This is a genomic window from Halodesulfurarchaeum sp. HSR-GB (genome assembly GCF_031432215.1).
Classification (GTDB): Archaea; Halobacteriota; Halobacteria; order Halobacteriales; family Halobacteriaceae; genus Halodesulfurarchaeum.
This window is the reverse complement of the sequence record NZ_JAVKGN010000001.1, coordinates 182,699-204,670: the sequence shown is the minus strand read 5'-3', so window position 1 is coordinate 204,670 and position 21,972 is coordinate 182,699. Positions and strand designations below refer to the sequence as shown.

General features: G+C 66.5%; 20 protein-coding genes. 8 read left to right on the top strand and 12 right to left on the bottom strand.

What is annotated here, in order from left to right:
* Positions 1–22 precede the first annotated feature (22 nt).
* The 5 genes from RH831_RS01150 to RH831_RS01130 all read left to right on the top strand — a co-directional run bounded on the left by RH831_RS01150 (position 23) and on the right by RH831_RS01130 (position 5,994).
* On the top strand, positions 23–688 hold the full coding sequence (locus tag RH831_RS01150) for a DUF1405 domain-containing protein (protein WP_310552457.1): 666 nt from the start codon (positions 23–25) through the stop codon (positions 686–688).
* A 120-nt stretch (positions 689–808) separates the two neighbouring features.
* Positions 809–1,255: a hypothetical protein gene (locus RH831_RS01145; protein WP_310552456.1), complete on the top strand. Its 447-nt coding sequence runs from the start codon at positions 809–811 to the stop codon at positions 1,253–1,255.
* Entirely contained in the window at positions 1,255–2,301 is a 1,047-nt protein-coding gene (locus RH831_RS01140) for a MoxR family ATPase (protein ID WP_310552455.1), read from the top strand. The genes RH831_RS01145 and RH831_RS01140 overlap by 1 nt, the downstream gene beginning before the upstream one ends.
* 6 nt (positions 2,302–2,307) lie before the next feature.
* Positions 2,308–4,212, top strand: coding sequence for a hypothetical protein (locus RH831_RS01135; RefSeq protein WP_310552454.1), 1,905 nt, complete (start codon positions 2,308–2,310; stop codon positions 4,210–4,212).
* Positions 4,213–4,353: 141 nt separating this feature from the next.
* Positions 4,354–5,994, top strand: a complete 1,641-nt coding sequence (locus RH831_RS01130; RefSeq protein WP_310552453.1) for an ATP-binding protein — start codon at positions 4,354–4,356, stop codon at positions 5,992–5,994.
* Positions 5,995–5,997: 3 nt separating this feature from the next.
* Here RH831_RS01130 and RH831_RS01125 read toward each other — a convergent pair whose 3' ends face one another.
* The 4 genes from RH831_RS01125 to RH831_RS01110 form a co-directional block, all read right to left on the bottom strand.
* Entirely contained in the window at positions 5,998–7,776 is a 1,779-nt protein-coding gene (locus tag RH831_RS01125) for a PAS domain-containing sensor histidine kinase (protein ID WP_310552452.1), read from the bottom strand.
* Positions 7,777–7,893: 117 nt separating this feature from the next.
* Positions 7,894–8,835, bottom strand: coding sequence for a DUF6293 family protein (locus RH831_RS01120; protein WP_310552451.1), 942 nt, complete (start codon positions 8,833–8,835; stop codon positions 7,894–7,896).
* On the bottom strand, positions 8,832–10,340 hold the full coding sequence (locus RH831_RS01115) for a sodium:solute symporter family protein (RefSeq protein ID WP_310552450.1): 1,509 nt from the start codon (positions 10,338–10,340) through the stop codon (positions 8,832–8,834). Before RH831_RS01115 ends, RH831_RS01120 begins: the two co-directional genes overlap by 4 nt.
* Positions 10,337–10,564, bottom strand: coding sequence for a DUF3311 domain-containing protein (locus RH831_RS01110; protein ID WP_310552449.1), 228 nt, complete (start codon positions 10,562–10,564; stop codon positions 10,337–10,339). Before RH831_RS01110 ends, RH831_RS01115 begins: the two co-directional genes overlap by 4 nt.
* A 153-nt stretch (positions 10,565–10,717) precedes the next feature.
* Here RH831_RS01110 and dnaG point away from each other — a divergent pair, with 153 nt between their 5' ends.
* Positions 10,718–11,956, top strand: a complete 1,239-nt coding sequence (dnaG, locus tag RH831_RS01105; protein WP_310552448.1) for a DNA primase DnaG — start codon at positions 10,718–10,720, stop codon at positions 11,954–11,956.
* Here the strand turns inward: dnaG and RH831_RS01100 are convergent.
* Entirely contained in the window at positions 11,953–13,248 is a 1,296-nt protein-coding gene (locus tag RH831_RS01100; RefSeq protein ID WP_310552447.1) for a DUF92 domain-containing protein, read from the bottom strand. The two genes, dnaG and RH831_RS01100, sit on opposite strands and share 4 nt — an antisense overlap.
* Positions 13,249–13,343: 95 nt before the next feature.
* Here RH831_RS01100 and RH831_RS01095 point away from each other — a divergent pair, with 95 nt between their 5' ends.
* On the top strand, positions 13,344–13,952 hold the full coding sequence (locus tag RH831_RS01095; RefSeq protein ID WP_310552446.1) for an undecaprenyl diphosphate synthase family protein: 609 nt from the start codon (positions 13,344–13,346) through the stop codon (positions 13,950–13,952).
* A 1-nt stretch (position 13,953) separates the two neighbouring features.
* Here the strand turns inward: RH831_RS01095 and RH831_RS01090 are convergent, their stop codons facing one another.
* From RH831_RS01090 to RH831_RS01075, 4 genes are read right to left on the bottom strand one after another with little or no spacing between them, the layout of a single operon-like run.
* A complete protein-coding gene (locus tag RH831_RS01090; RefSeq protein ID WP_310552445.1) occupies positions 13,954–15,030 on the bottom strand; it encodes a tubulin/FtsZ family protein in 1,077 nt (358 codons plus the stop codon).
* 41 nt (positions 15,031–15,071) lie between these two features.
* Positions 15,072–17,201, bottom strand: a complete 2,130-nt coding sequence (locus tag RH831_RS01085) for a type B DNA-directed DNA polymerase (protein WP_310552444.1) — start codon at positions 17,199–17,201, stop codon at positions 15,072–15,074.
* Entirely contained in the window at positions 17,202–17,459 is a 258-nt protein-coding gene (locus RH831_RS01080; RefSeq protein ID WP_310552443.1) for a hypothetical protein, read from the bottom strand.
* The gene (locus RH831_RS01075) at positions 17,459–18,136 is read right to left on the bottom strand and encodes a hypothetical protein (protein WP_310552442.1); all 678 of its coding nucleotides are present in this window, start codon (positions 18,134–18,136) and stop codon (positions 17,459–17,461) included. The genes RH831_RS01080 and RH831_RS01075 overlap by 1 nt, the downstream gene beginning before the upstream one ends.
* A 192-nt stretch (positions 18,137–18,328) precedes the next feature.
* On the opposite strand from RH831_RS01075, the gene RH831_RS01070 reads away from it, so the two are divergent.
* Positions 18,329–19,201 (top strand): type II CAAX endopeptidase family protein, encoded by an 873-nt coding sequence (locus RH831_RS01070; protein WP_310552441.1) that lies wholly within the window; start codon positions 18,329–18,331, stop codon positions 19,199–19,201.
* Here the strand turns inward: RH831_RS01070 and RH831_RS01065 are convergent.
* The 3 genes from RH831_RS01065 to RH831_RS01055 form a co-directional block, all read right to left on the bottom strand.
* On the bottom strand, positions 19,198–20,241 hold the full coding sequence (locus tag RH831_RS01065) for an orc1/cdc6 family replication initiation protein (protein ID WP_310552440.1): 1,044 nt from the start codon (positions 20,239–20,241) through the stop codon (positions 19,198–19,200). The two genes, RH831_RS01070 and RH831_RS01065, sit on opposite strands and share 4 nt — an antisense overlap.
* Positions 20,242–20,319: 78 nt before the next feature.
* Positions 20,320–21,270, bottom strand: a complete 951-nt coding sequence (locus RH831_RS01060) for a glutathione S-transferase family protein (RefSeq protein ID WP_310552439.1) — start codon at positions 21,268–21,270, stop codon at positions 20,320–20,322.
* Positions 21,271–21,316: 46 nt separating this feature from the next.
* Complete coding sequence (locus RH831_RS01055; protein ID WP_310552438.1) at positions 21,317–21,949, bottom strand: DUF6517 family protein; 633 nt, start codon at positions 21,947–21,949, stop codon at positions 21,317–21,319.
* Positions 21,950–21,972: the final 23 nt, after the last annotated feature.

Genomic DNA, 21,972 nt, shown 5'->3' with positions numbered 1-21,972 from the left:
ACCGGCCGCCCAGGTCTGAAACATGTCCGCGGAGCGTCCGCCGTGGTATCTCGCCCCGCTACCCCGGCTCATCGAGGATCTGGCCCTGCGATTTGCGGTCCCGATCGCCCTGATCAACTTCATCGGAACCGCCTTTGGCTTCTGGTACTACCGGATTCAGTTCGCGGCGACCCCGATCGTGGCCTGGCCGCTCGTCCCCGACAGCCCCGTTGCCACGCTGTTCGTCGGGCTCTCCCTGCTGGCCTACCGCTTTGATTTCGACGCCGATTGGCTCCACGCGCTGGGCTTTTTCGGTGCGCTCAAGCTCGGGCTCTGGACGCCCTTCGTCCAGCTCGTGCTCAACGGCCCGGCCGGAGTCGCACCCTGGCTGTACGTCTTTCTCGTCACGAGCCACCTCGCGATGGCCGTCGAGGCCTTCGTCATCCACCGGTACGCCACGTTCTCGATCCCGGCGGTGGCCGTGGCCGCGTTCTGGTACGGGCTCAACGACCTCGTTGACTACTTCATTCCCGTCGCCGGTCGGCTCCATCACACCTGGCTCCGGGCCGAACAGGTCGCCGGCGGCTTCACTCATGACCTCCCGGCTCACGACCTGGCGGCCGGGGCGGCCGTGACGTTGACGCTCCTCGCGACCTTCCTCGCGCTTGCGACCCGGATCGACGAACTCCGGCGTGGGACCGAGTCATAGAAACAATTTTGAGGGGTCGTGGGACCAACTATCGATATGCCCGCCTCCGCCCGCGCTCTCACGGTTGCATCGTGCCGGTCGACCACCTTTGCTCGGTCGCCGGGCCCCACCTGATCGACGATGTCCCAGGTAGCCGAACCGAGTGTCTGGTTGTTCGATGGCCAGGATCCCGGCCGCGATCTGCCCGCGGCGGAGGCGGCCCAGGTCGAGTCGATGGCCCTCACGTACGACGAGCCGATATTTGCACCGCTGCCCGACACGGCCGTCGAGGCGGTCACCGAACTGTTCCGCGGCTTCTATGCCCACACCCCCTACCGGCAGATCGCCGCGATCGAGCGCGAGGACGAGTACACGGTCGCCCTCCACGCCGAGCACCGAGAGAGCAACCGCGACGACTGGGATCCACACGTGCACGCGACCCACGTCGCGGAGATGCAGGCAACACTTTCCGACTACTTCGGCCCGCTGTGGCGAGCCAGTCGGGAAGCGAGCGACAACGGAACGGGGACGGTCCACATCCACCGGGTCGTGGGTCGGAAATTCCACTACCGGGAGGCCGATCAGTGATGACACAACCCGATCAGCAGTCGAGCGAGCAGACGGACGGTACCATCAACGGGATTCGCGTGGACGTCGATCCAGACCGGCTGCTCGCCGGCGAACCGACGGGCGAACAGGTCAACGGGATCAGAAAACTCGATCCGGGTCATCCGGCGATCCCGGAGACTGCGGTACCCTATTTCCCGGCCGAACTCCCGGACGTCCCCCGTGACACCGAGGAGACCTTCTACCGGGCGCTCTCGCTCGACAAACCGGTCATCCTGGAAGGCGAGGCCGGCACGGGAAAGAACCACCTGATCCGCACGGTGGCCGCCACGGTGAACCATCCGGTCTACCGCCAGGAGTTCGGCGCGGAGACCTCGGTCTTCGACGTGGTGGGCGAGAAGGACCTCGACGGTCAGGGCGGCACCTACTACATCCTCGGTGAGGCAGCGAAGGCAGCGATCTTCGGCGGTCTCTACGTCGCCGACGAACTCAACATGGCGACCGGGTCGGTCACCGCCGCGCTGCACCCGCTGTTCGAGGATCGGGGCAAGCGCGAACTGCACCTGCGGGGGGTCGGGCGCACACTCCGGGACCTCCCTCGTGGGGAAATCTGGAACCCGGACGAACACCTGGGCCGCTACATTCACCCGGACTTCCACGCCACGGCGACGATCAATCCCCTGCACTATGCTGATACCGCCGAACTCAACGACGCCCTGCGCTCGCGGTGTGTCGTCATCGAACACCCGTATCTGGCCGCAAGCGAGGACGACCGGGCGGGGATCGAGACCGAAGTCGAGTTGCTCGAAGCCGAGACCGGCGCGCCGGACACCGAGAAACTCCGGGATCTCGTCCGCTTTGCGGCGGTCCTCCGGGAGGCCCGCCGGGAAGCAAACGCCATCGCGACCCCGATCGGCCACCGGGAACTCCGGGACACCGTCGAGATGGCCGGCCCGAACGAGGAGTTCATGGACTTTGCGGCGGCCGCCCGGGTGAAGTTCGTCGGCCAGGCCGCGATGAAATCGGACAAGCAGTTCATTCGGGACGCGATCGCCGACGAACTCTGATTCGAGATGCCCGTCACCCTCGATCCCGATCTGGACCGAGATGCGCTGGTGAGCGCCCTCGGCCAGGCCGTCGACCGGCAGGCAGTCCGGACGGGGGAGTCGCGCCGACGGCGACTCCAGCGGAACCTCCGGCGACTCTCCCGGGCCTGGGAGACGACCGTCCGAATCGACGAATCGATCCGGACGACGGAACTGGAATCCACGGCGACCGCCGAATACGAGGTCGCGATCACCGGGCGACGGGTCCACCAGCCGGTGACCGACTACGACCCGTGGGCCTGGGACTGGCTCGTCCAGCGGGCCCTCGCGGTGCACGAGGCCGGACACATCCGGTACACCGACTACGCCGACTGGGAGGCCCGGCTGGCGGAACTGGACACCGGCGAGGCGGGCGTCGCCCACACCCTGCACAACGTCCTCGAAGACGCGGCGATCGAGACCCAGATCGTCCGGCGCTGGCCCAACTACGACGAACCGCTCCGGGCGCTGCGCGCGAACCTCCTCGAAGATGCCTCTGTCGGCATCCCGGACCCCGAACGAGGCGGCTTCGTGTACCCGCTCGTACATGCCGTCCACGCCTCGATTCTCGACCGCTGGCTCGCGGCGGACTACGGGCTGGACCTCGAAGTAATCGGGTCCCTGCTCGATCCGAGCGATCCCGCTCATCACTTCACCACCGAGGCGGACAGACGGCGCTTCGAAACTGAACTGTGGCCCCGACTCCCGAGCATCGTCGAGACCGTCCGCACGACCCCGGAAGCGACCGATCGAAACGCGGCGATCTTCGAATTCGTCCAGGCCGTCCTCGCGGTTCTCGATGTGGCTGACGCCGACGGCCGGACCCAACAGAACGGTCGCGCGGGCGAGGGCGCCACCGGCGAGGGGATGCCGGACGATTCCCGGGACAACGACTCCGGGGCGAGCACCGCTCCAGCCGACGCACTCGACGCGCCGGACGCTGCGGATTTCGACCCGGACGAACGGGGTCCGGGCGACTCGGCCATGGACTCGCCGGCGAGCGTCGAGGTGGACCCGGAGATCCAGGCCGAGGCCGCCGAGGCGGCGGCGGACGACGCCCGGGCGGAGGCCGACGTGACGGAAGCCGCCCTGGAGGAGTACGAGGAACTCGACGCGGTACTCGCCGGGGACGGCGACCGGGCCAGGGACGGCTTGCGCTCGCTGGATCTCGTGGTCCCAACCGAATCCTGGACGGCCGACCCGACGGTGCTGGACCGCGTTCGCTCCGACTATCGCCCACTGGCCCGACTCTTCCGGAATCGGCTGCAGCACGAGCGCCGGACGAAGATACGACGGGGCACCCGCCGGGGGCGGCTGGACTCGAAGCGTCTCTACCGGACCGGCATCGAATCCAATCCGGGGACCCTCAAGCGGCGTCGCGAGGAACCCGACCGGAAGGACTACTACATGGCGTTCGTGCTCGACCGATCCGCCTCGATGGGTCGGAAGATCCGGCAGGCCGAACTCGCGCTGGGACTGTTGCTCTACGCGCTCGAAGACGTGGGGGTCGAGACGGCGGTTTTCGAACTGTTCGATTCCACCGTTCGGATCGCCAAGCCCTTCGGGGTCTCCTCGGACTCGAACCGTGACCGCCTCTTTCACGGCCGAACTGGTGGCGGAACGCCGTTGACGACCGTGCTTCAGGTCGTCCGGCCTCGGCTGAACCGCGAATCGGCCCGCGAGACCAGGCGGGTCATGTTCGTCCTGACAGACGACAAACCGGCCAACCCGGGGTCGTTTTCCGAGACCATCGCGGGGACGACCTTCCCGGTGATAGGCGTGAACCTCGCCGACGCCCCGGCCACCGGGACCTACACGCGCTCGGTCGCGGCCGAACCGGGCAGCGATCTGCAGGCGAAACTCAGACAGCTAGGGACCGAAATCCTCGTGTAGCACTTCTCCCCCGATTTTTGCTCCGGGTGCCCGATGCCCACTGGAACGCTTCTGCTCGCCCACCTGAATTTGGCAATCGATCAACGAGTGCACCCACCGATATTTAGAAGGACACAGGCTGGGAAATCGAACCATCCGGAGATGGACTCATCCACAAACGACAGCCCCGATGGGCCTCACGTCGAGGAGCGGGCGCAGCCAGATGACACGATAGCCGCCTTTCAGTCGGTGTACGACGTGACGATGGACACGGAGCTCCCCTTCTCGGAGAAGATCGATCGGTTGCTCACCATCGGCGTCGAGACCTTGGGGCTCCCATACGGGTTCCTCTCACAGATCGACGTCGCGGACCTCGACGCGGAGAGGGGCACCCAGACGATCGAGCAGGCGGTCGGCGACCACGAGTTACTCCAGCCCGGAGCGGAGGCCCCACTCTCGCAAGCGTACTGTCGAAAGACGATCCAATCCGAGGACGTCCTGACCATACAGAACGCACTCGAGGCCGGGTGGGGCGATGATCCGGCCTACGAAACCTTCGAACTGGAGAGCTACATCGGCGGCCGAGTCGAGATCGACGACGAACTCTACGGCACGTTCTGTTTTGCGTCCGACGATCCAAAGGCGAGCTCCTTCACTCGTGACGAGCGGACGCTGGTCCAGGTCCTCTCGAAGTGGGCGGGATACGAACTCACACAGGAACGCACCCGGCGAGAACTCGAATCCCAGCGGGACGACCGCAAGCAGGCCCAGGAACAGCTTCGCCGAATCATCGACCTCGTCCCGGACCTGATCTTCGCGAAGAACCGGGATGGCGAGTATCTGCTGGCAAACGAGGCGACCGCAGCGGCGTATGGCCACGTCCCCGAGGCGGTCGAAGGACGAACGGAGCCCGAGTTGATCCCGGAATCGAGTCAGTCCGATTCCTTCAGGGAGGACGATCTCGCGGTGATCGAGTCGGGGGAGCCGAAGTTCATTCCCGAGGAGACACTGACCACGGCCGACGGCGAGACACGCATCCTCCAGACGCGAAAGATTCCCTACACCGTCCCCGGGAGTGGCGAGGATGCGGTCCTCGGCTATGCCCGCGACGTCACCGAGCTCAAGGAGTACGAAGCCCAACTCGAAACTCAGCGGGACAATCTGGACCTCATCAACAAGGTCGTCCGTCACGACATCAGAAACGACCTCCAGCTCGTACTGGCCTACGCCGAGACGGTCCAGCCATACGTCGAACCCGAGGGCGAGAGCTACATCGAACAGGTACTCGAAGCGGCCCGGGAGGCCGTCGAGATCACCGAAGTCGCCAGGGACGTGACCGACGTCATGTTGCAATCCACGGTCGACCTCCATCCCAAGAACCTTCGGGCCGTTCTCACCGAGGTCATCAACGCGGCCCAGTCGAGCAACGAGAACGCCGTGGTGACAGTCGATGGCCCGCTCCCGGATGTCGACGTTCTCGCGGATGACATGCTCGGCTCGGTGTTTCGGAACCTGCTGAAAAACGCGATCAATCACAACGACAAGACCGTTCCAGCGGTCACGGTCGCGGCCGAACGGGGCGAAGACACGGTCGTCGTTCGAGTCGCCGATAACGGGCCGGGCGTTCGGGCCGAACACAAACGAGCCATTTTCCAGGAGGGCATCGGCTTCGACAGTGAAGGGACCGGCCTCGGTCTCTATCTGGTTCAGACGCTGGTCGACCGGTACGACGGCACGGTGTCCGTCGAGGACAACGAGCCGACTGGGGCGGTGTTCGTCGTCGAAATACCCGTCGTGGACTGAGGGTCAGTTCGGTCCCGTGTCCGCCTGTCTGCTGGCCGGAAGCTCGACCGTCACGACGTTACCCCGGGGACCTCGCTCCCGGTGTGCTACTGCTCCCCCGGCGTGATCGACGATGAGTTTGACCAGCCACAGGCCGAGGCCGCTGCCGTGGCGCAGCGCCCCGAGTTCGTCCGCGCCCGAGATGACATCCCGGTCCATCTCGGGGATGGGCGGGTTCTCGTCGACGATTCGAACACGAACCCGCTGGGCACTTGTCTCGACTGTCACGCGGGGGTTCGGCTCGGTACTCTCCGCGTGGACCACACTGTTCGTGAGGAGCTCTTCGATGGCGTCGCCGACCGATCGGCTTGCCCACACGTGGACCGCTCCGGGACACGTGAGTGAGACTGACGCGTGCGGGAACTCCGATTCGATCCGCCCGACGATCTGGTCCAACAGCGCTTCGAGCTCGATGCGCTCTTTCGGCTGGGTCTCGGAGAGGAAATTCGTGATCTTGCGCTGCTTGTGAGCGATATCCAGCAATCGCTGGCTATTGGACGCGATCTTCGCGGCGTAGCTGGCGGGCGCGCCGCTTGCCTCTTCGCGGATCATCTCCGCGTACCCCTGGACCACGTTCATATTGTTGTTCACGTTGTGCCGGAGCACCCGATCGAGCACCCTGAGCTGTCGCTGGTGGGCCTGGAGGTCGGTGACGTCCCGACAGATCGCGACCGTTCCCGCGAGGATGCCCCGCTCGTCGTAATAGGGGTACCGCGTCGTCGAGAACGTTCGCTCCTGGCCGTCGGTGAAGGTTGGCGTGACCTGATAGGAGACCGGCGCTTCGGTTTCGAGGACCCGGTCTTTCATCGCGGTAATCGTCTCTGCCGTGGGCTCGTCCATGAACGGGGTCTCGTCCTCTCCGAGCAACGCCGATCGTGATTTCCCCGCAACGTTCGTGACGGCTTCATTGAGTACCTGAAACGTCCCCTCACGGTCCTGAACCATGACCGGATCGTCGATCCGCTCGACGATCTCGGCGAAGGATTGTCGTTCGGCCTCGAGGATCTGGGTGTGCACGAAGTAGCCGAAATCGTCCCCGATGGTCTCGAGTAACTCGATCTCCGCCGGCGTCGGCGTGACCGACGGCGGGAAGTGGACTGTCAGAACGCCATATCGCTGTGCCTCGTGGCCGATCGCGATTCCGACGCCGGCGTGGGGCGTCTCGCCGGTCTCGTGGTGGTCAAAGGGCGGTGTCGTCACGTCTCCGATCCGGTATGCCCCGGACTCGAAGACCTGATCGACGTATGCCTCGGTGTGGAACTCCCTGATCGTGGCGGCTGTCTCGCCCGAGTTGCGGACACAGACGGTCTCGAACTCCGGCGGGGCAAAGAGGTGGACGTAGGTACACTCGAACAGCGAACTCGACCCCACGATGTCGGCGATCTCGGGACCCATCGCCTCGACGTCGTCGGTCTCGACGAGGGCGTGGTTGACCGCGGAGATGAGCCGCCGAATCTCGGTCTCGCGTTCCAGTTGCCGGATCCGCCGCTTTCGCCCGACGTTGAAGTACCCATACACGAACCCGGTTCCGCCGCCGAACAGTGCCGGCACCACGTACCCGGCCAGGTTGCCGGTTGGCGCGCCGATGATCCACTTCTGGACGACCGAGAGCCCGACGAGCACGAGCAGGCCGAAACCAGTCGTGAACGCGACGTATCGGCGATGTGCCGAGGCCGAAAACCTCTCGATAGCCCCGGACTCGCCCGCGGTCGACCGTGATCGATCCTCGGTGTGTCCCTCCATGTCCTTCCCTTGCCGGTCCCCGAGCCGGCACGGCCGCACAGACCCCTCCCCAGTGGATCTGTGGGCTTCCCGTCACTCGGTTCTCGGCGCCCCTACTTATCAATGATGTGCCGATTCTCACGCTGTTGCTCCCTCGGTGGCGTGTGAACGAACCCACAGTTCGCCGATCCGGGAGAGCCTGATCCGGTAGGACTTGCCCTCGGTCTCCCGTTCGATGTAGCCCACGCCACCCGGCCCCAGGCGATCTACGTTGTAGATGACTTTCGAGCGGAAACTGTCGGTGTACTCCTCGCCGAGGTCCGCAGCCAGGGTTTCGGCGAACTCACTGATGGACTCGAACTCCCCGTGTTCACCCAGGGTGTGGAGGATGAGCTCTTCGAAGGGCTTGACGTTCGAGAACGGGGCGACCGGGAGTTCCTGGACGTGGCTGCCGTCGATCTCCGCCGTCCCGACGGTGGCTCCCCGCTCGTCGAACTCCGCGAGCAGCGACGTCGCGGCGGCCAGCCGCTCGCGGATCCGTTCCGGGTCGACAGTCACGGTGCCGTCCTCGGCCATGTCGGCCGCAAGTGTTTCGAGCAACTCGATTCCCGCCCGGAGCTGTTCGGCGAGTTCCGTCTCCAGATACTTCTCGGGGGCCGTGTAGTAGGTGTGGATGCGATCCCGGTCGGTCTCGCGTTCGACCATCACCGAGTGGGCCGCGGTCGCGAAGGCGAAACTCACCGGGCGTGGCATCGAGGAGACGTTCACCCAGATCTCGCGACCGGCCGCCAGTTCGGCGGTGATACACGCAAAGGCCTGCTCGAAGGCCGCGTCGTAGTCATAGACGTTCTCGACGGTCATCCGCTCGGTTCGGGCCCCGAGCAGGTTCTGGAAGTCCGCTTCGAGTTTGCGGGCCAGCTGCTTTGAGTACTCGATGTTGCCCTCGCTGCCGACCGCGCCCTGCAGCAGCAGTGCCCGATCGACAGTGAACTGATCACGGATCAGGGGGGCGATCAGCCGGTCGTACTCGAACCCGACGGGGACGATGTGGGTCTGTGGGACGGACTCTGGTTCGCTCACGGCCTGACACCCCCGGAACGGCGCTTGCGGTCGGCGACCGACCCGAGTGCGGTCACCCCCACCCCGAACACCATCGCGTAAAGGGAGAGCCCCCAGCCGAAATAGCTGGTGGCGAAAAGCGGGAGGCCGGCGACGGTCGTCGCGGGGAGGAAGTTGAAGGTTACGTAGACGACCTGGGGGGCCAGGATGCCCGCGAGCAACCCGCTTCGGGTCGTCCCGCGCCAGTAGAGTGCAAGCAGCACCGGGCCGGCGAGCTGGGCGAACCCGCCGAAGGCCAGGTCACCGATCTCGATCAAAAGCGAGCCGACGCTTGCGGCCCCGATGCCCCCGCCCTCGGCCCAGATACTCGCGAGCAGGGCGGCGACGGCAAAGCCCACCACGCCGAGTCGTCCCAGCCGGTCCTCGCGGCGCTCGGAGAGCTCCCGGTCCACGAAGGGCCGATAGAGGTCCCGGGTGAAGTACGACGACCCCGAGAGGAGCATCGAGTCCGAGGAGGACATCATCGCCGCGATGGCGCCCGCGATGACCAGGGCGGCGAACCACGTCGGGGTGTAGGCCGCGAGGAGCTGGGGGAGGACACTCTCGCCGGCGGCCACGTCGGCCTCGATGCCCAGCCCGGCGGCCCAGGTGCCAAGCAGGAAGGCCGGGACGAAGAGCAAGAGGACGAGCACGGGCCAGAGCGTGAACGAGCGCTTGAGCACCGTCTCGGAGGCCGCGGCGAAAAAGCGCTGGTTGATCTGGGGGAACATGGTGACCCCGAAGGCGATCGAGATCGCGAAGGTGAGCATGAACTGCGGGGTGTAGGCCCCACCACCCAGCGCGAAGAAGTCGGGCGCGTTCGCCTGGATGCCGGCGTTGATCGTGGTGAGGCCGCCATCGACGGCCAGGAGGACCCAGGCCAGGGCGAGCCAGATCATCGCGAGCATGAACACACCCTGGAGCGTGTCCGTCCAGGCGATTCCCCGCATTCCCGCCAGCGCGACGTACGCGATCATGAACGCCGTGATGAGTGTCGCCCCGACCCAGAACGGGACGGCGCCCTCGGTGAGTCCGGTGATGGCCGCCCCCGCGCCGATCTGCTGGAGCATCACGTAGGGGAACAGCCAGAAAAGCGAGACGACCGCGACCAGGCCGCGGAGGGCTCGCGAGCCAAAGCGGTCGCCCAGCAGTTCGCCCAGTGTCATGTACCCCTCACGCTGGCCGAGCAGCCACTGCCGGTAGCCGATCACGTACCAGAGGATCGCGAAGATGATCCCGTCCATCAGCCCCATGACGAGGATCCACTCCGGGCCCAGCGAGTAGGCGTTGTCCGGCCCGCCGAAGAAGGTGAACGCCGAGAGCAGCGTGGCAAAGACCGTAAAGAGCAGGACGACGGTGCCAAAGGACCGACTCGCGAGGTAGAAGTCCTCGGCCGTCCGCTCGGTTACCCGGTAGGCGATCAGGCCCACGCCGAGCGCGACGAGGAGGTACCCCACGATGATGCCGAGTTGCAGTGCCACGCTCATCGCTTGCCCCCGTGGCTGTCAGTTCGGTCGTCGATCCAGAGTCCCCACGCCCGTCGGGTAAAGTGTCGGAACACGAGTGCGGCCAGTAACAGCCAGGCGATGTGGTACCACAGCCAGACCGGGAGGCCAGCGATCACGCCGGTCGAGCCCCAGAGAAACCAGGGGATGGCGAGGGCGGCGAGCAGGAAGAAGACGATCGCCCAGCCGATCGAGCGCGGATCCATTCTTAGCGCCGACCTCGTTCTGAACGGGTTAATAAATTACTATTGGTGTCCAAATGGCCGTATCGAATAGAATTTTTCTTCAATCGTCGGAATCGATCTCGAACCGACGACAGCTTTTAAAGCCGCCCAGCCGTTCATCCACCCGACAGAAAGATGGAGGACACGGCGAAGTATCTCATCCACGCGGGCTTTGTCGCCGATGGCGTCATCGAGCGCAGCGACGTTGTCGGGGCCGTCTTCGGCCAGACCGAGGGCCTGCTCGGGGACGAACTCGAACTCCGTGACCTCCAGGAGTCCTCGAAGCTGGGGCGGATCGACGTCGAGGTACAGAGCGAGGGCGGGAAGTCCCGGGGAACCATCACGATCGCGAGCAGCCTCGATCGGGTCGAAACCGCGACCCTCGCGGCCGCCCTGGAGGCGATCGACCGGATCGGCCCGAGCCAGGCGACCGTCGAAATCGACCGGATCGAGGACGTCCGGGCGGCAAAGCGCCGCGAGGTCGTCGAGCGCGCGAAGGAACTGCTCGCCACGGCCTTCGACGAACAGGTGATGGACAGCCGGGCGATCCTGGAGGAGGTCCGGGAGAGCATCCGGGTCGGGGACATCATCGAGTACGAGGGGCTGCCGGCCGGCCCGAACGTCGCGGAGAGCGACGCCGTCATCGTCGTCGAGGGGCGGGCGGACGTTCGCACGCTGCTTCGCTATGGCATCAAAAACGCGATCGCCGTCGAGGGGACCGACGTCCCGGAGGCGGTTGCGGCACTCACCCGGGAGAAGACAGCTACCGCCTTCCTCGACGGCGACCGGGGCGGCGATCTCATCCGCGAGGAACTCATGCAGGTCGGAGACCTCGATTACGTGGCGCTCTCGCCCCCGGGCCGGTCCGTCGAGGACCTCTCGCGACACGAGGTCCACACCGCCCTTCAGGAGAAAGTCCCCGTCGAGGCCCTGGAACGCGAGCGATCGACCGAGTCGGACTCGGCCACGGCCTCACAACCCGGGTCCTCGGCAACCGACGGCGGTGGCGGTGCCGTCGCGGTCACTACCGAGACGGCGAGCCCCCAGCCCGCTGAGACGACGGACTCGGAACCCGATTCCGAGTCTGCGGCGGCCACCCTGGCCGGACAGATCGAGGCCGTCAGCGGGAGTGAGTCCGCTCGCGTGCTCGACGCGGAGTTCCGCCTGCTCGAGAGCGGCGACCTGGATACGGCCCGCTCGCTCGTCCGGGCGGCCGGCGACGGCGCGCGAACGGTCCTCGTCGACGGGCCGGTCGCCCAGCCCCTGCTCGATGTCGCGGCGAAACACGGTGTGACCGCTATTTATGGAACCGGGGAGGGCGATATCGTCAAGCAACCCGCCTCGGTGCGGATCCGCTCGCTCGAAGCCACCTAGAGAAGCAGGGCGAGGAGCGCGCCCGCACAACCACCGGCACTCGTGGCGAGGAAGTTCACGGCCTGATTCCCGACGTGGTCCCCTTCGATCGTGGCCCCGGCCAGGCTGTCGACTGTCATGCCCACGAGCCCAGCGACCATCACGAGCACGACACCGACTCCCGTGATCGGGAGGACCAGCCACGCGAGCAGGCCGATGAGCAGCGCTCCGGTAGCCCCGGCCAGTTCACCCTGCCAGGTCACCGCGCCGTCGGTGCCCGGTTCGACCCGCGAGAGGGTCGTGACCAGGCGCGGCCGGTCGTACAGGCCACCGATCTCGCTGGAGAGCGTGTCCGCAAGCGCGGTCGCCACGCTCCCCGCGAAGGCGAAGACGAAGACGACCTCCGGAACGGGAAGCTCCGCGTGGGCCGCATAGAGCAGCAGGGCAAAGAGCGCTGCCAGGGAGTTCCCGAGGACGTTGCCGGTCCCGCGAGCGCCCTCGTTCGGTTCCGCGACTCCCCGACTCACTTTCTCGTCGTAGCGGAACTTCGTGGAGAGCCCGCCGATCCCGAAGAAGGCGATCAGCAGGACGAACCAGCCGTACCCACCGAGGACGACCGCCAAAAGCGAGAGGAAGACACCGGTGAGCATCCCGGGAATCGAGGCGGTTTCGAGGGCGATCGAGAGCGAACCGAACAGAAAGGACACGCCCAGGCCCACGAGTACCGCGGTCCAGGTAATGTCGCCGGCCAGCGCGGCGAGCAGCCAGAGGAGCACGGTCAGAAACCCGAGCACCAGGGGATCGTTCCGGGCGACGAGCACCGAGCGGAGGAGCGCCCCGAGGAACGCGGCGCTCGCGGCGAGAAAGAGGACCGTCGGTCCGTGGCCGACCGCACCCGAAACCGCGCTCAGGAGGAGTTGGCCACCGACGCCGGCGGCCCCGCCGGCGAACACGAACCCCGCCGTCGCGAAGATCGGGACCGGCCGGACCGCTTCAAGGGCGCGTCGGCCCAGATCACCGAAGCCGAGTGTCACCATCGCCGTGACGTAGACGGGTTTCGGGAGCTCGACGGCCACGATCAGGGCTGCCAGTGCCGCCCCAGTGAGTGCAAACGAGACGAGGGTCCGCAGGCGACCGTCTTTTTCGTCGGCGGCCGTCGAGAGCGCCTCGAAGACCGGTCCCGTGGTCACCAGGGCCCCGACGGTCGCGATCGCGAGAAAGGCTGTTATCGTCCCCCACACCGAAGCCGCCACGGCCAGGGAAACCGCGGACAGCATCGCGAACGTCGCCGTTCGGGAGAGTGGACGATTCACACGTCCTCGGGTTTTCGACGGCGCTCACTTAAGTATCTCGAACCGCCGCCGGGTCGATCCCGGCCCGTTTAGTAACACCCGGTCGAACTGGGCCTGTGGCGCTTTACGACCGGTATCTGGGCCTTCGCGTTCGACTCGCGGCCGGCGAGCCACCGGCCCACGTCGCGCTGGTCATCACCGAGCGTGACCTCCTCGAACAGGGGGCCTACGGCAGCCTGGAGCGGTTCGTGGAACTCGCCTTCGACGTCGGGGCCGAGCGAGTGACGGTGTACGTGAGCGTGCTCGACGAGGCCGTCCTGGACACCGTCGAGCGGTCGGTCGAAGCCCTCGAGTTCCCACGCGAGGTCGCGGTCCGTGACCCGCGAACTCCCGAACCCGGTTCGGCCCCGATCCAGATCAACCTCGGGCTGGGGGGCAAAGAGGAGTTCGCCACCGCCGTGCGATCGATCGCCGAGGCCGTCGACAGCGGTGACCTGGACCCGGATTCGATCGAGGCGGCGGACATCGAGGACCGACTGGTCTTCGCGGACGAACCCGACCTGGTCATCAAGACCGGGGAGGAGCGACTCTCGGATTTCATGATCTGGCAGTCGGTGTACTCCGAGTTGTACTTCACCGACGTCAACTGGCGGGACTTCCGTGACCGGGAGTTCTTCCGGGCCGTCCTGGAGTACAAACAGCGCACTCGCCGGTTCGGGCAGTAATCTAGAACAGGTCCTCCAACTCGTCGTTCTGGAAGCGCTTGCTCCGATCAGTCTGTTCCTCGACCGCCTGACTGGCCGAGGTGGCCCGTTCCAGGAACGACTGGAGTCGCGGCGACCCGGCGATACCCGAGAGGATGACGACCACGGCGATGCGGTCGCCCCGGATCGGCAGATCGCCGCCCCGGACGACCATAGTGCCCGTCTCGGACTCGATCCACTGCCGGGCCCGCTCGATGCCCTTTCGCGAGAGCCGGTCCGGATCGCCGGCCACGAGCACGAGTGCAGCCTCCCCGCGTGTGGTTTCCGGGACGCTCATGCCGGTCAGCAGGGCTCGCCGGGCCGTGCTCGTGATGACGTTCACGTTCTCGCCGGGATCGGGTGCGGCGTCCGCGGCGGCATAGCCCACGGCCGCCATGTCCCCCGGCCGGAGCGTGTTGATCACCTCGCTCGCGTCGACGACCGACTCGCCGACTCCCTCGACCCCCTCGCCGGCGGCAAAGAGGAGATCGAGCCGTCGGGCGATCTTCTCGTTGATGGCCCGGAAGGACGCTGCGACACTCTCATCGGCCTGTCGCCAGGCGTCGTTCTCGACCAGGAGCAACGAGTCGGCCTCCCGAGCGAAGGTCTTGAGCGACTGGCCGGCGTTTTTCTGGTAGAGCGCCCCCTCGTCACGCCCCGGAAGGATCCCGAGCCCGTAGATCGGCTGGTCGTAGATGCGCTTGAGTTCCCGGGCGAGAACCGGGCCGGCCCCGCTGCCGGTGCCACCGCCCAGTCCGGCGACGAGCACCACCGCGTCGGTTTCTGCGGTGATGATCCCGTCGAGCCCGGCCAGGACTTCGCCCCGATCGTCGGTCATGATCTCGGCACCGAGTTCGTTGTCGGCGCCCACGCCATGCCCGGCAACACGATCCTGGCCGATCAACATCGTGTCCACGTCGAGGCCGGCGAGGTCCGTCCGTGCGGTGTTGACCGCCAGCACGCCCCCGACAGCCCCGTATCCGGCTTGCCGATCGGCGTCCTGGATCGCCTCGGCGATCCGTCCCCCTGCCTGTCCGAGTCCGACCAGGGCGGCTTTCATGCCACTCTCATTGTGGGGCTGACATATTAATATTGGGTGTCTCACATTTCTCGGGGTTCGGTCCAGCCGGTCACGCTCGTGGATTCGAAATCGGCCAGGCGGGACTCGATATCGCGTTTGCGAACACCCAGGGGCGACAGCACCGATGCCGCCGCGCGAACGGCCCGTTTTCGATAGAAGTCGGCGTCGTAGTCCGTAAGTGACTCTCCCTGTAGTCGCACCCGCTCCCGGGTGGTCTTCGAGTCGTCGACGACCACGTAGGAGACGTCTTGGCCGGGCGCGAGGTCGATCCCGGTGGCTCGCGTTCGTTTCAGAGCGGCCACGTTCCGCGTCGACTGGGTGTACTCCGCCAAGGGTTTTCCCACCCGGTTCGTGAGCAACAGTCGCTCCGGGTCGACAGCCCCCCGGGCCAGTCGGTCGAGTCGCTCCCTGAGCACATCGAGGACTGGTTCGGGCGCCCGATGCTCGTCGAGGACCTCGATCAGCGTCCGCTGCAGGTCGGCGACCCAGTCACAGGTCGAGCGCTGTCTGGCCTCGATCCCGCGAATCTTGAAAGGGTCCTCGTCCGGCGCGGGATCGGCCCGTCGACCGAAGTATCTGGTCAACGCGCCCGCTTCGGTGTCTTTTTTCGGGACGAAGGCCACCCAGTCGTAGGCGGCCTCGTACTCCAGTTCGATCCCGGTCGCCTCGGTGATCGTCGCCGTGATCTCGTCGAGTGGTCGCTGGTCGGTATCCGCCATTGGGGTCACCCAGATGGAGTCGACGATCCCGTGGACCACGCGCCAGCCGCCGGCCTCCAGGCGTTCTTTTGCGGTGAGGAGGATCTCGCGGGCGTAGGCGTTGATGGCCTCGTGGGCCTCGATCCGGCCGAACTTCGCGTTCGAGAAGCCCTGATAGCCAAAACAGGAGACGAGGATCCACTTGATCGCCTCGGCGCGGCCGGCGAGTGCCTCTCGTTGCTCCGGATCGTCCGTCGCCGCCCGCTCGGCCTTGATCTCCTCGCGGTCCGCGACCAGCGGTTCGAGCACGTCGGGGAGATAGCCCGGCTTCTCACAGATCTCGTAGTCCAGTTCGGGCACCGTCGTCGAGGCGTCACAGTCCCCCCGGATCGTCTCCGGGGAGATGTTTCGGGTGACGATGATGTTCGGGTACATCGAGGCGAAATCGAGTTCGTGAACGTCCTCGTGGAACCCCACGTCGGGCGAGAACGTGAACCCGCCGCGGTCGGCCGCCCGAAGCTGGCCCATCGTCTTGAACTGCTCGTGGCGGAAGGACCGCCAGGGGACCAGCACGTCCCGCCGTGTGGCCGCCCGGATCTGGATCGCCGTGAGGACGTTCCCGATCGACGCCCAGGCCAGCTCCTGGAGGGGTTTGTGCGAGCGTGCGACCAGATCGAGGACGCCGGCGAGGTTCGTCTGGGCGTAGAAGAACGTGTTCGAACGGTCGATGATCGCTCGCCCCGGTACCGAATAGCGGGCCGGGGAGTGCCCGACCTGGCCGTAGCTCTCGTAGGTCGATTGCCCGGCGAGTTTTCGGTAGCCGGGCAGTCGGCCGATGGCGATGGGGTCTCGCTCCCGTGTGTCGGCGATCGCGAACAGTTCGGGGACGACCTCGGCACTCGAAAGCACCAGCACGTCGGGATCGGCGTCGTGAATTCGATCGAGAACGCCGTCGAGCACCTGGGGCGGGTCGCCCGTGATCGACTCGCCCTCGACGGTGGCCTCGCGAAGGTGTCCCTCCCGGTGTACCTCGACTGCCGGCACGTCGATCGAGAGCGTGTGGAGCGAGCCTGTCGGCACCGGCGACTGACCCGTTTCGAGACAGTATCGAAACCCCCGTGAGAAATCAACGTTGAAGAGCCGGAGGTCCCCGGGCCGGCCCATGTTCGCCAACTGCGGCGCGAGCGCGTCGACCGCCTCGATGTCGGTCAGGGTCACTTCGAGCACGGCCTGGGGGTCGTGTCGCCAGCCCGGTCGTTTCGAGGCGACGGTCACCGACGCCACTTTCGGGTGGGCCGCGACGTGCTCGCGGTGGCCCTGGACGATTTCCCACTCCGTGGCCCAGAGGTAGATCGTCGGTCGGTAGTCCGTGTCCACCGTGACTGTTGCCCCGTCTTCGGTCGTCGTCCAGCGGCGGACGGCCCCGTCCTCCCGGTAGTCGATTTTGAACATCTAGTCCGCTTCGAGGCTGGTCACTCGTTCGGTGAGTTCCTGGATCGCCCGCTCCTGTTCCAGACAGATCGAGAGGAGGACTGTCTGCATCGGGTCGGCGGGGTTGTACATCCCGCTCGCGTCGGCGTGGGCCCGGGCGTGCTCCCAGAGCCGATCGAAGGGGCCCTGCTCGTGACGGCGGAGGCTGCGCCGGTATGGGCCCCAGTCGGTTTCGAGGGCATCGAGCCGGTCGCGATAGGTGGGGTTGGTCCGGCCCATCAGGGACTCACCTCCGCAATCGCCCGCTTCTGGCTCGGCTGTGTCTCGTGGGCCGGGCGGCGGGCCCGGAGGATCCGTGCCCAGTAGGTGAGTGTGGTCTGCATGGTCGGGCCGGATGCGGCGTAGATCTGGGTCTCGAAGTTCGGGCTCCGAAAGCGGGGGCCGAATCGGGTTCGCTCGACCGTGATGGTGCTGTCGGCGACCGCTGCGACCGGCGCGCTGAACTCGTCGGCCGCGGCCCGGGTCGTGAGGACGGGAATTTCGGCCTCGCGGGCGTAGCGGGCGAGTCGGGCCACACCCCGGAGGAGCATCGACTGGGGTTCGGCCCCGCGAACGTCCTCGTCGCGGTAGAGCCCGTCCACTGCCGGCGCGACGACGAGGCTCGTGTCGTCGTCGATCTCGCCTGCCGCGTCCTGGAGCAGCGACTGGTGCTGGTAGGGAGTGAACCCACGGGCGACGCGAATCCGGTCGAGGACACGCGGGCTGGGCGCGACCTCGGCCAAATAGGTCGTGGTCGCGTGCCCGTGGGCGTCGATCCAGACGGCGGTGCCACCCGTCACGAGCAGATGATCGAGCACGAGGGCGTGCAGCGGGCCGATCGAGCGTCGCGGGGCGTCGAGGAGCCGGACCCCGGGCGAGAGCTGGGGGAGCTCCGGCACGGAACCTGTGTGATGCATGTTCCAACCGAGTTGTGCCGACGGGAAAACTCGAACACGGGCCCTTCCGGGCGTTCCGGACCGGCTGTGGGTGGATCGAGAGCGGTGAAATCGATACGGACACCCGATGTGCCGACTACTCTCCGCTTCCGAACGGCTTCCGGACCGAAGTCGCCATTATCGTTATCCGTCTGGTAATCCATGCAACACGATATGCGCGGAACCGTTCGGTCGACGATCGACGCCCACCGACTGGCGAGTTTCCTCCTCGTCACGTACGCGTTTACGTGGACGATCCAGGGGGCGCTCGCGGCCAGCGGGATGGAGGCCTCCTGGACACACTCCATCCTGATCGGCCTGGGGGGTTTCGGCCCGCCGGTCGGGGCGGCCGTCGTGGTCTGGGCGAGCGAGGGAAGTCTCCGGCAGTGGGTCGGCCAACTATTTAAGTGGCGGATCGGCGCGAAATGGTGGCTGCTCGCGCTCGCTCTCCCGCTTCTCATCCTCGCACTCGGGAGTGTCCTGTTCGTCGCCCTCGGCGGGCCGGTCGATCTCGACTCCTTCCCCTTCCCGGGTATCTACCTCTTTGCCCTGGTCTGGGGGACTGTCTGGGGTGGCGGCCAGGAGGAACTCGGCTGGCGTGGGTTCATGCTTCCGGTGCTTCAGGAGCGGTACAGCGCGCTCGTTTCCAGCCTGGCGGTCGGGGTGGCCTGGGCCCTGTGGCACCTGCCGCTCCTGCTCAACGCCACGACGATCCACGGCGGCTGGTCGCGCTCCCAGCAGCTCATCTGGGTTTTCACCATCATCGCGGGATCGATCCTCTGGACCTGGATGTACAACAGTACCGGCGGGAGCGTCCTCGCCGTGGCCGTCTTCCACGCCGGCATCAACGCGATGGGGATCTTCCACCCGGCCGACATGGCGGTGCTCGCCCCCGGCGGTGTCCCCGATCCCTGGCTGAACTTCCTGGCCGAGGTCACGGGCGCGGTCCCGCTTGTCGCCCTCGCGGCCCTCCTGGTCGTGATCTACGGGGCCGAGCACCTCGCACCCCGTGAACGCCCCGGACTCGAACGCCTCGGCCTCGACTAGCTCGGACGTGGGGCGTCCGGCCCCAGCCGGTACTCGCGTGATTGTGCGTGGCCCGAGGCGACGAGGAGATCGTACTGTTCGAGCTTCCGGAGGTACTTCCGGACCGTCCGTCGCGAGCGCGGGTCGGCCATTCGGTCGCGATAGCGCTCGTAGATCGTTCCTGGACTGGCCGGTTCCGTGGCCGCGACGATCTCGTAGATCGCGTGCTGGTGGTCGTTGAGCCGGTCGAGTGTCTCGGACCGGACCGCCCGGCTCGCGGTCTCGATGGCGGTCTCGACGTGTGTGTCCCGGATCCGTTCGGCGCCGTCCTCGACTGCCCGCTGGGCCGCCCCGTCGAGTGTGGCGATCGCGTCCCTGGCGTTCCCGTTTGCGGCCCGGGCGATCTGTCTCACCTGTGCGGCCTCGATCACGTCGGGCTGGAGGCCGTGGTCGACCCGTTGCTGGAGGATTACGTCGAGTTCGGCGGCCGTGTAGGGCGCGAAATGCACGTCGTGGAAGGTCCGGAGTCGGGACTGGATTCGCTCGTCGAGACCGAGCAGCACGTCCGCTTTCGTGTTGGCCGTGGCGACGACGTGGAGCGCCGGCAGTTCGTAGAGCGTGTAGAGCACGTCCGGTTCGTCGAGTTGATCGGCCTCGTCCAGGACGACGACCGTGGGCGTCTCGAGTTCGGCCAGCCGCTCCTGGAGCGCGGCTGCGGCGTGATCCCGGGTCCGCGCCCGGAGCCCGTCGACCGCTTCCACGATCCGCCGGAGCACCCGGTACCGGGAGTGATTCGACCAGCAGTTGACGGTCGCCGTCTCCAGGTGCTCGGCGTGCTCGCTGAGCTTTCCGAGGAGGTACTGGCTGCTGCTCGTCTTCCCCGTCCCCGAGGGGCCATGAAGGAACAGCCCCGAGGCTGGCTCGCCGTCGAGGATCGGTTCGAGGGCCGTCGCCATCGTGTTCAGTTCCGCGTCCCGGGAGCGAAAGTCCGCGGGGACCCAGCCGGCGTCGAACACCGCCGCGTTCGCGACGATCTCGTTCCGGTGGGACCGGTGCAGCATAACTCGAAGTCTGTTCGCCGGCGGCTAAACCCCGAGCCTACCGGAGTGAAAGTGAAACTGACCGCCGTCGAAGGCCGCTCAACGCAGGCCGGCCGGCGGCCCTCCCGGGAGCCGATCCCGGTCGTGGGGGGCCGAAAAGTCGAGTGTCGGCCCGCGAGCGACGATTCGCTTGGGGTTGAGCTGGGGGTGCGTGCGGTAGTAGTGTTCCTTGATGTGATCGAGGTTGACCGTCTCGGCGACCCCGGGAAGCTGATAGATCTCGCGGGTGTGTCCCCAGAGGTTCGGGTAGTCCACGATTTGCTTCCTGTTGCACTTGAAGTGGGTGTGATAGACCGAATCGAAGCGAACGAGCGTGGCAAAGAGCCGGAGGTCCGCGAGGGTCACCTGCTCGCCGAGGAGATAGCGCTGCTCGGCGAGCACGCCGTCCCAGCGATCGAGGGCGGCAAAGAGGGCATCGATCGCCTCGTCGTAGGCCTGCTGGGAGTCCGCGAAGCCGGCCCGGTAGACCCCGTTGTTGATCGGGTCGTAAAGTTCCGCGACGACCTGATCGATCTCCGCGCGCCGGTCGGCGGGGTAGAGGTCGACCGCGCCGTCCTGCTGGGGCTCGAAAGCGTCGGCCAGCATGGCCATGATCTCGATCGACTCGTTGTTGACGATCGTCTCCCGCTTGCGATCCCAGAGGACCGGCACGGTCGGTCGCTTTTCGTAGTCCGGATCGGCCAGTTCGTAGATCTCAGCCAGGTAGTCGGTGCCGTTTACGGTGTCCGGGGTGCAGCCCGGTTTCTCGGGGGTGAACTGCCAGCCCGCCGCCTCGCGGTACGGGTCGAGCACGTCCATCGAGAGCACGTCTTCGAGTCCGAGGAGCGTCCGAACTAACACGGCGCCGTGAGCCCAGGGACAGGCTCGCGAGATGTAGAGGTGATACCGATCTGGTTCCGCCGGGAAGCGGGCGTCGGGATCCGCCTGGATGCGATCGCGGAACGCCGCGTCCTGACGCTGAAACCGTCCGATCTCGTCAGACTCGAACATGGAACCCGTACGCGCTCAGGGTGGAAATACTCCGGGCCAGCGGCAGCTACGAGCCCGTGTGCTCGATCCCCTCGAACATCTGATCGACGCCGGCCTGTTCGGCCGTCATGACCGAGGGGTGGACGGCGACGCCGATCACGAAGTCACCGTCGTGAGCCACGCGGACCAGGTGGACGGTCACGTCGACGGACTGCCCGCCGAACTCGGTCGTCGCGTCGAAGGCGGTGACCGTGGCGTTCTCCCCGAGGATCGTCGTCGTGCGGTTGTCACGGACGGCGACATCCGAGAGGTCGGCCCGGTTCGCGGCGACCGCTTCGAGGAGCTGTCGCGGGCTCATCGATCCGACCGGGTTGAGCGGCCGATCCACTACGGCCATCTGTGGGGTCGAAACCACGACCACGGTCCCGGTGGCCTCACTGGTCGTCACCACCAGGTCCCGCTCGTAGGTGGCGATGTGGTTCGTCGCCTCGACGGTTCGCTCCTGGCCGGCGACCGAGACGGTCCGGTTGATCGACTGGGTGTCCACGCCCACCAGGTCGTACTGGGCGGCGCTCTGGGCGTCCTCTGTGACGGTCGCGGGGCCGGCCGAGAATTCGAGGGTCCCGCCCGTGAGCAACGCACAGCCGCTGAGTGCGACGAGCCCGGCGAGTGCCACGGCGAGGAGTGCACGTCTGTCCATGGAGTCCATAAGTAACTCCACGC

Bases quoted from the DNA above. Each gene is read 5' to 3' on its own strand.
- RH831_RS01110 (WP_310552449.1), bottom strand. From the start codon at position 10,564: ATGGATCCGCGCTCGATCGGCTGGGCGATCGTCTTCTTCCTGCTCGCC.
- RH831_RS01140 (WP_310552455.1), top strand. From the start codon at position 1,255: ATGACACAACCCGATCAGCAGTCGAGCGAGCAGACGGACGGTACCATC.
- dnaG (WP_310552448.1), top strand. From the start codon at position 10,718: ATGGAGGACACGGCGAAGTATCTCATCCACGCGGGCTTTGTCGCCGAT.
- RH831_RS01130 (WP_310552453.1), top strand. From the start codon at position 4,354: ATGGACTCATCCACAAACGACAGCCCCGATGGGCCTCACGTCGAGGAG.
- RH831_RS01115 (WP_310552450.1), bottom strand. From the start codon at position 10,340: ATGAGCGTGGCACTGCAACTCGGCATCATCGTGGGGTACCTCCTCGTC.
- RH831_RS01085 (WP_310552444.1), bottom strand. From the start codon at position 17,201: ATGTTCAAAATCGACTACCGGGAGGACGGGGCCGTCCGCCGCTGGACG.
- RH831_RS01150 (WP_310552457.1), top strand. From the start codon at position 23: ATGTCCGCGGAGCGTCCGCCGTGGTATCTCGCCCCGCTACCCCGGCTC.
- RH831_RS01135 (WP_310552454.1), top strand. From the start codon at position 2,308: ATGCCCGTCACCCTCGATCCCGATCTGGACCGAGATGCGCTGGTGAGC.
- RH831_RS01080 (WP_310552443.1), bottom strand. From the start codon at position 17,459: ATGGGCCGGACCAACCCCACCTATCGCGACCGGCTCGATGCCCTCGAA.
- RH831_RS01070 (WP_310552441.1), top strand. From the start codon at position 18,329: ATGCGCGGAACCGTTCGGTCGACGATCGACGCCCACCGACTGGCGAGT.
- RH831_RS01145 (WP_310552456.1), top strand. From the start codon at position 809: ATGTCCCAGGTAGCCGAACCGAGTGTCTGGTTGTTCGATGGCCAGGAT.
- RH831_RS01125 (WP_310552452.1), bottom strand. From the start codon at position 7,776: ATGGAGGGACACACCGAGGATCGATCACGGTCGACCGCGGGCGAGTCC.
- RH831_RS01055 (WP_310552438.1), bottom strand. From the start codon at position 21,949: ATGGACAGACGTGCACTCCTCGCCGTGGCACTCGCCGGGCTCGTCGCA.
- RH831_RS01065 (WP_310552440.1), bottom strand. From the start codon at position 20,241: ATGCTGCACCGGTCCCACCGGAACGAGATCGTCGCGAACGCGGCGGTG.
- RH831_RS01075 (WP_310552442.1), bottom strand. From the start codon at position 18,136: ATGCATCACACAGGTTCCGTGCCGGAGCTCCCCCAGCTCTCGCCCGGG.
- RH831_RS01090 (WP_310552445.1), bottom strand. From the start codon at position 15,030: ATGAAAGCCGCCCTGGTCGGACTCGGACAGGCAGGGGGACGGATCGCC.
- RH831_RS01060 (WP_310552439.1), bottom strand. From the start codon at position 21,270: ATGTTCGAGTCTGACGAGATCGGACGGTTTCAGCGTCAGGACGCGGCG.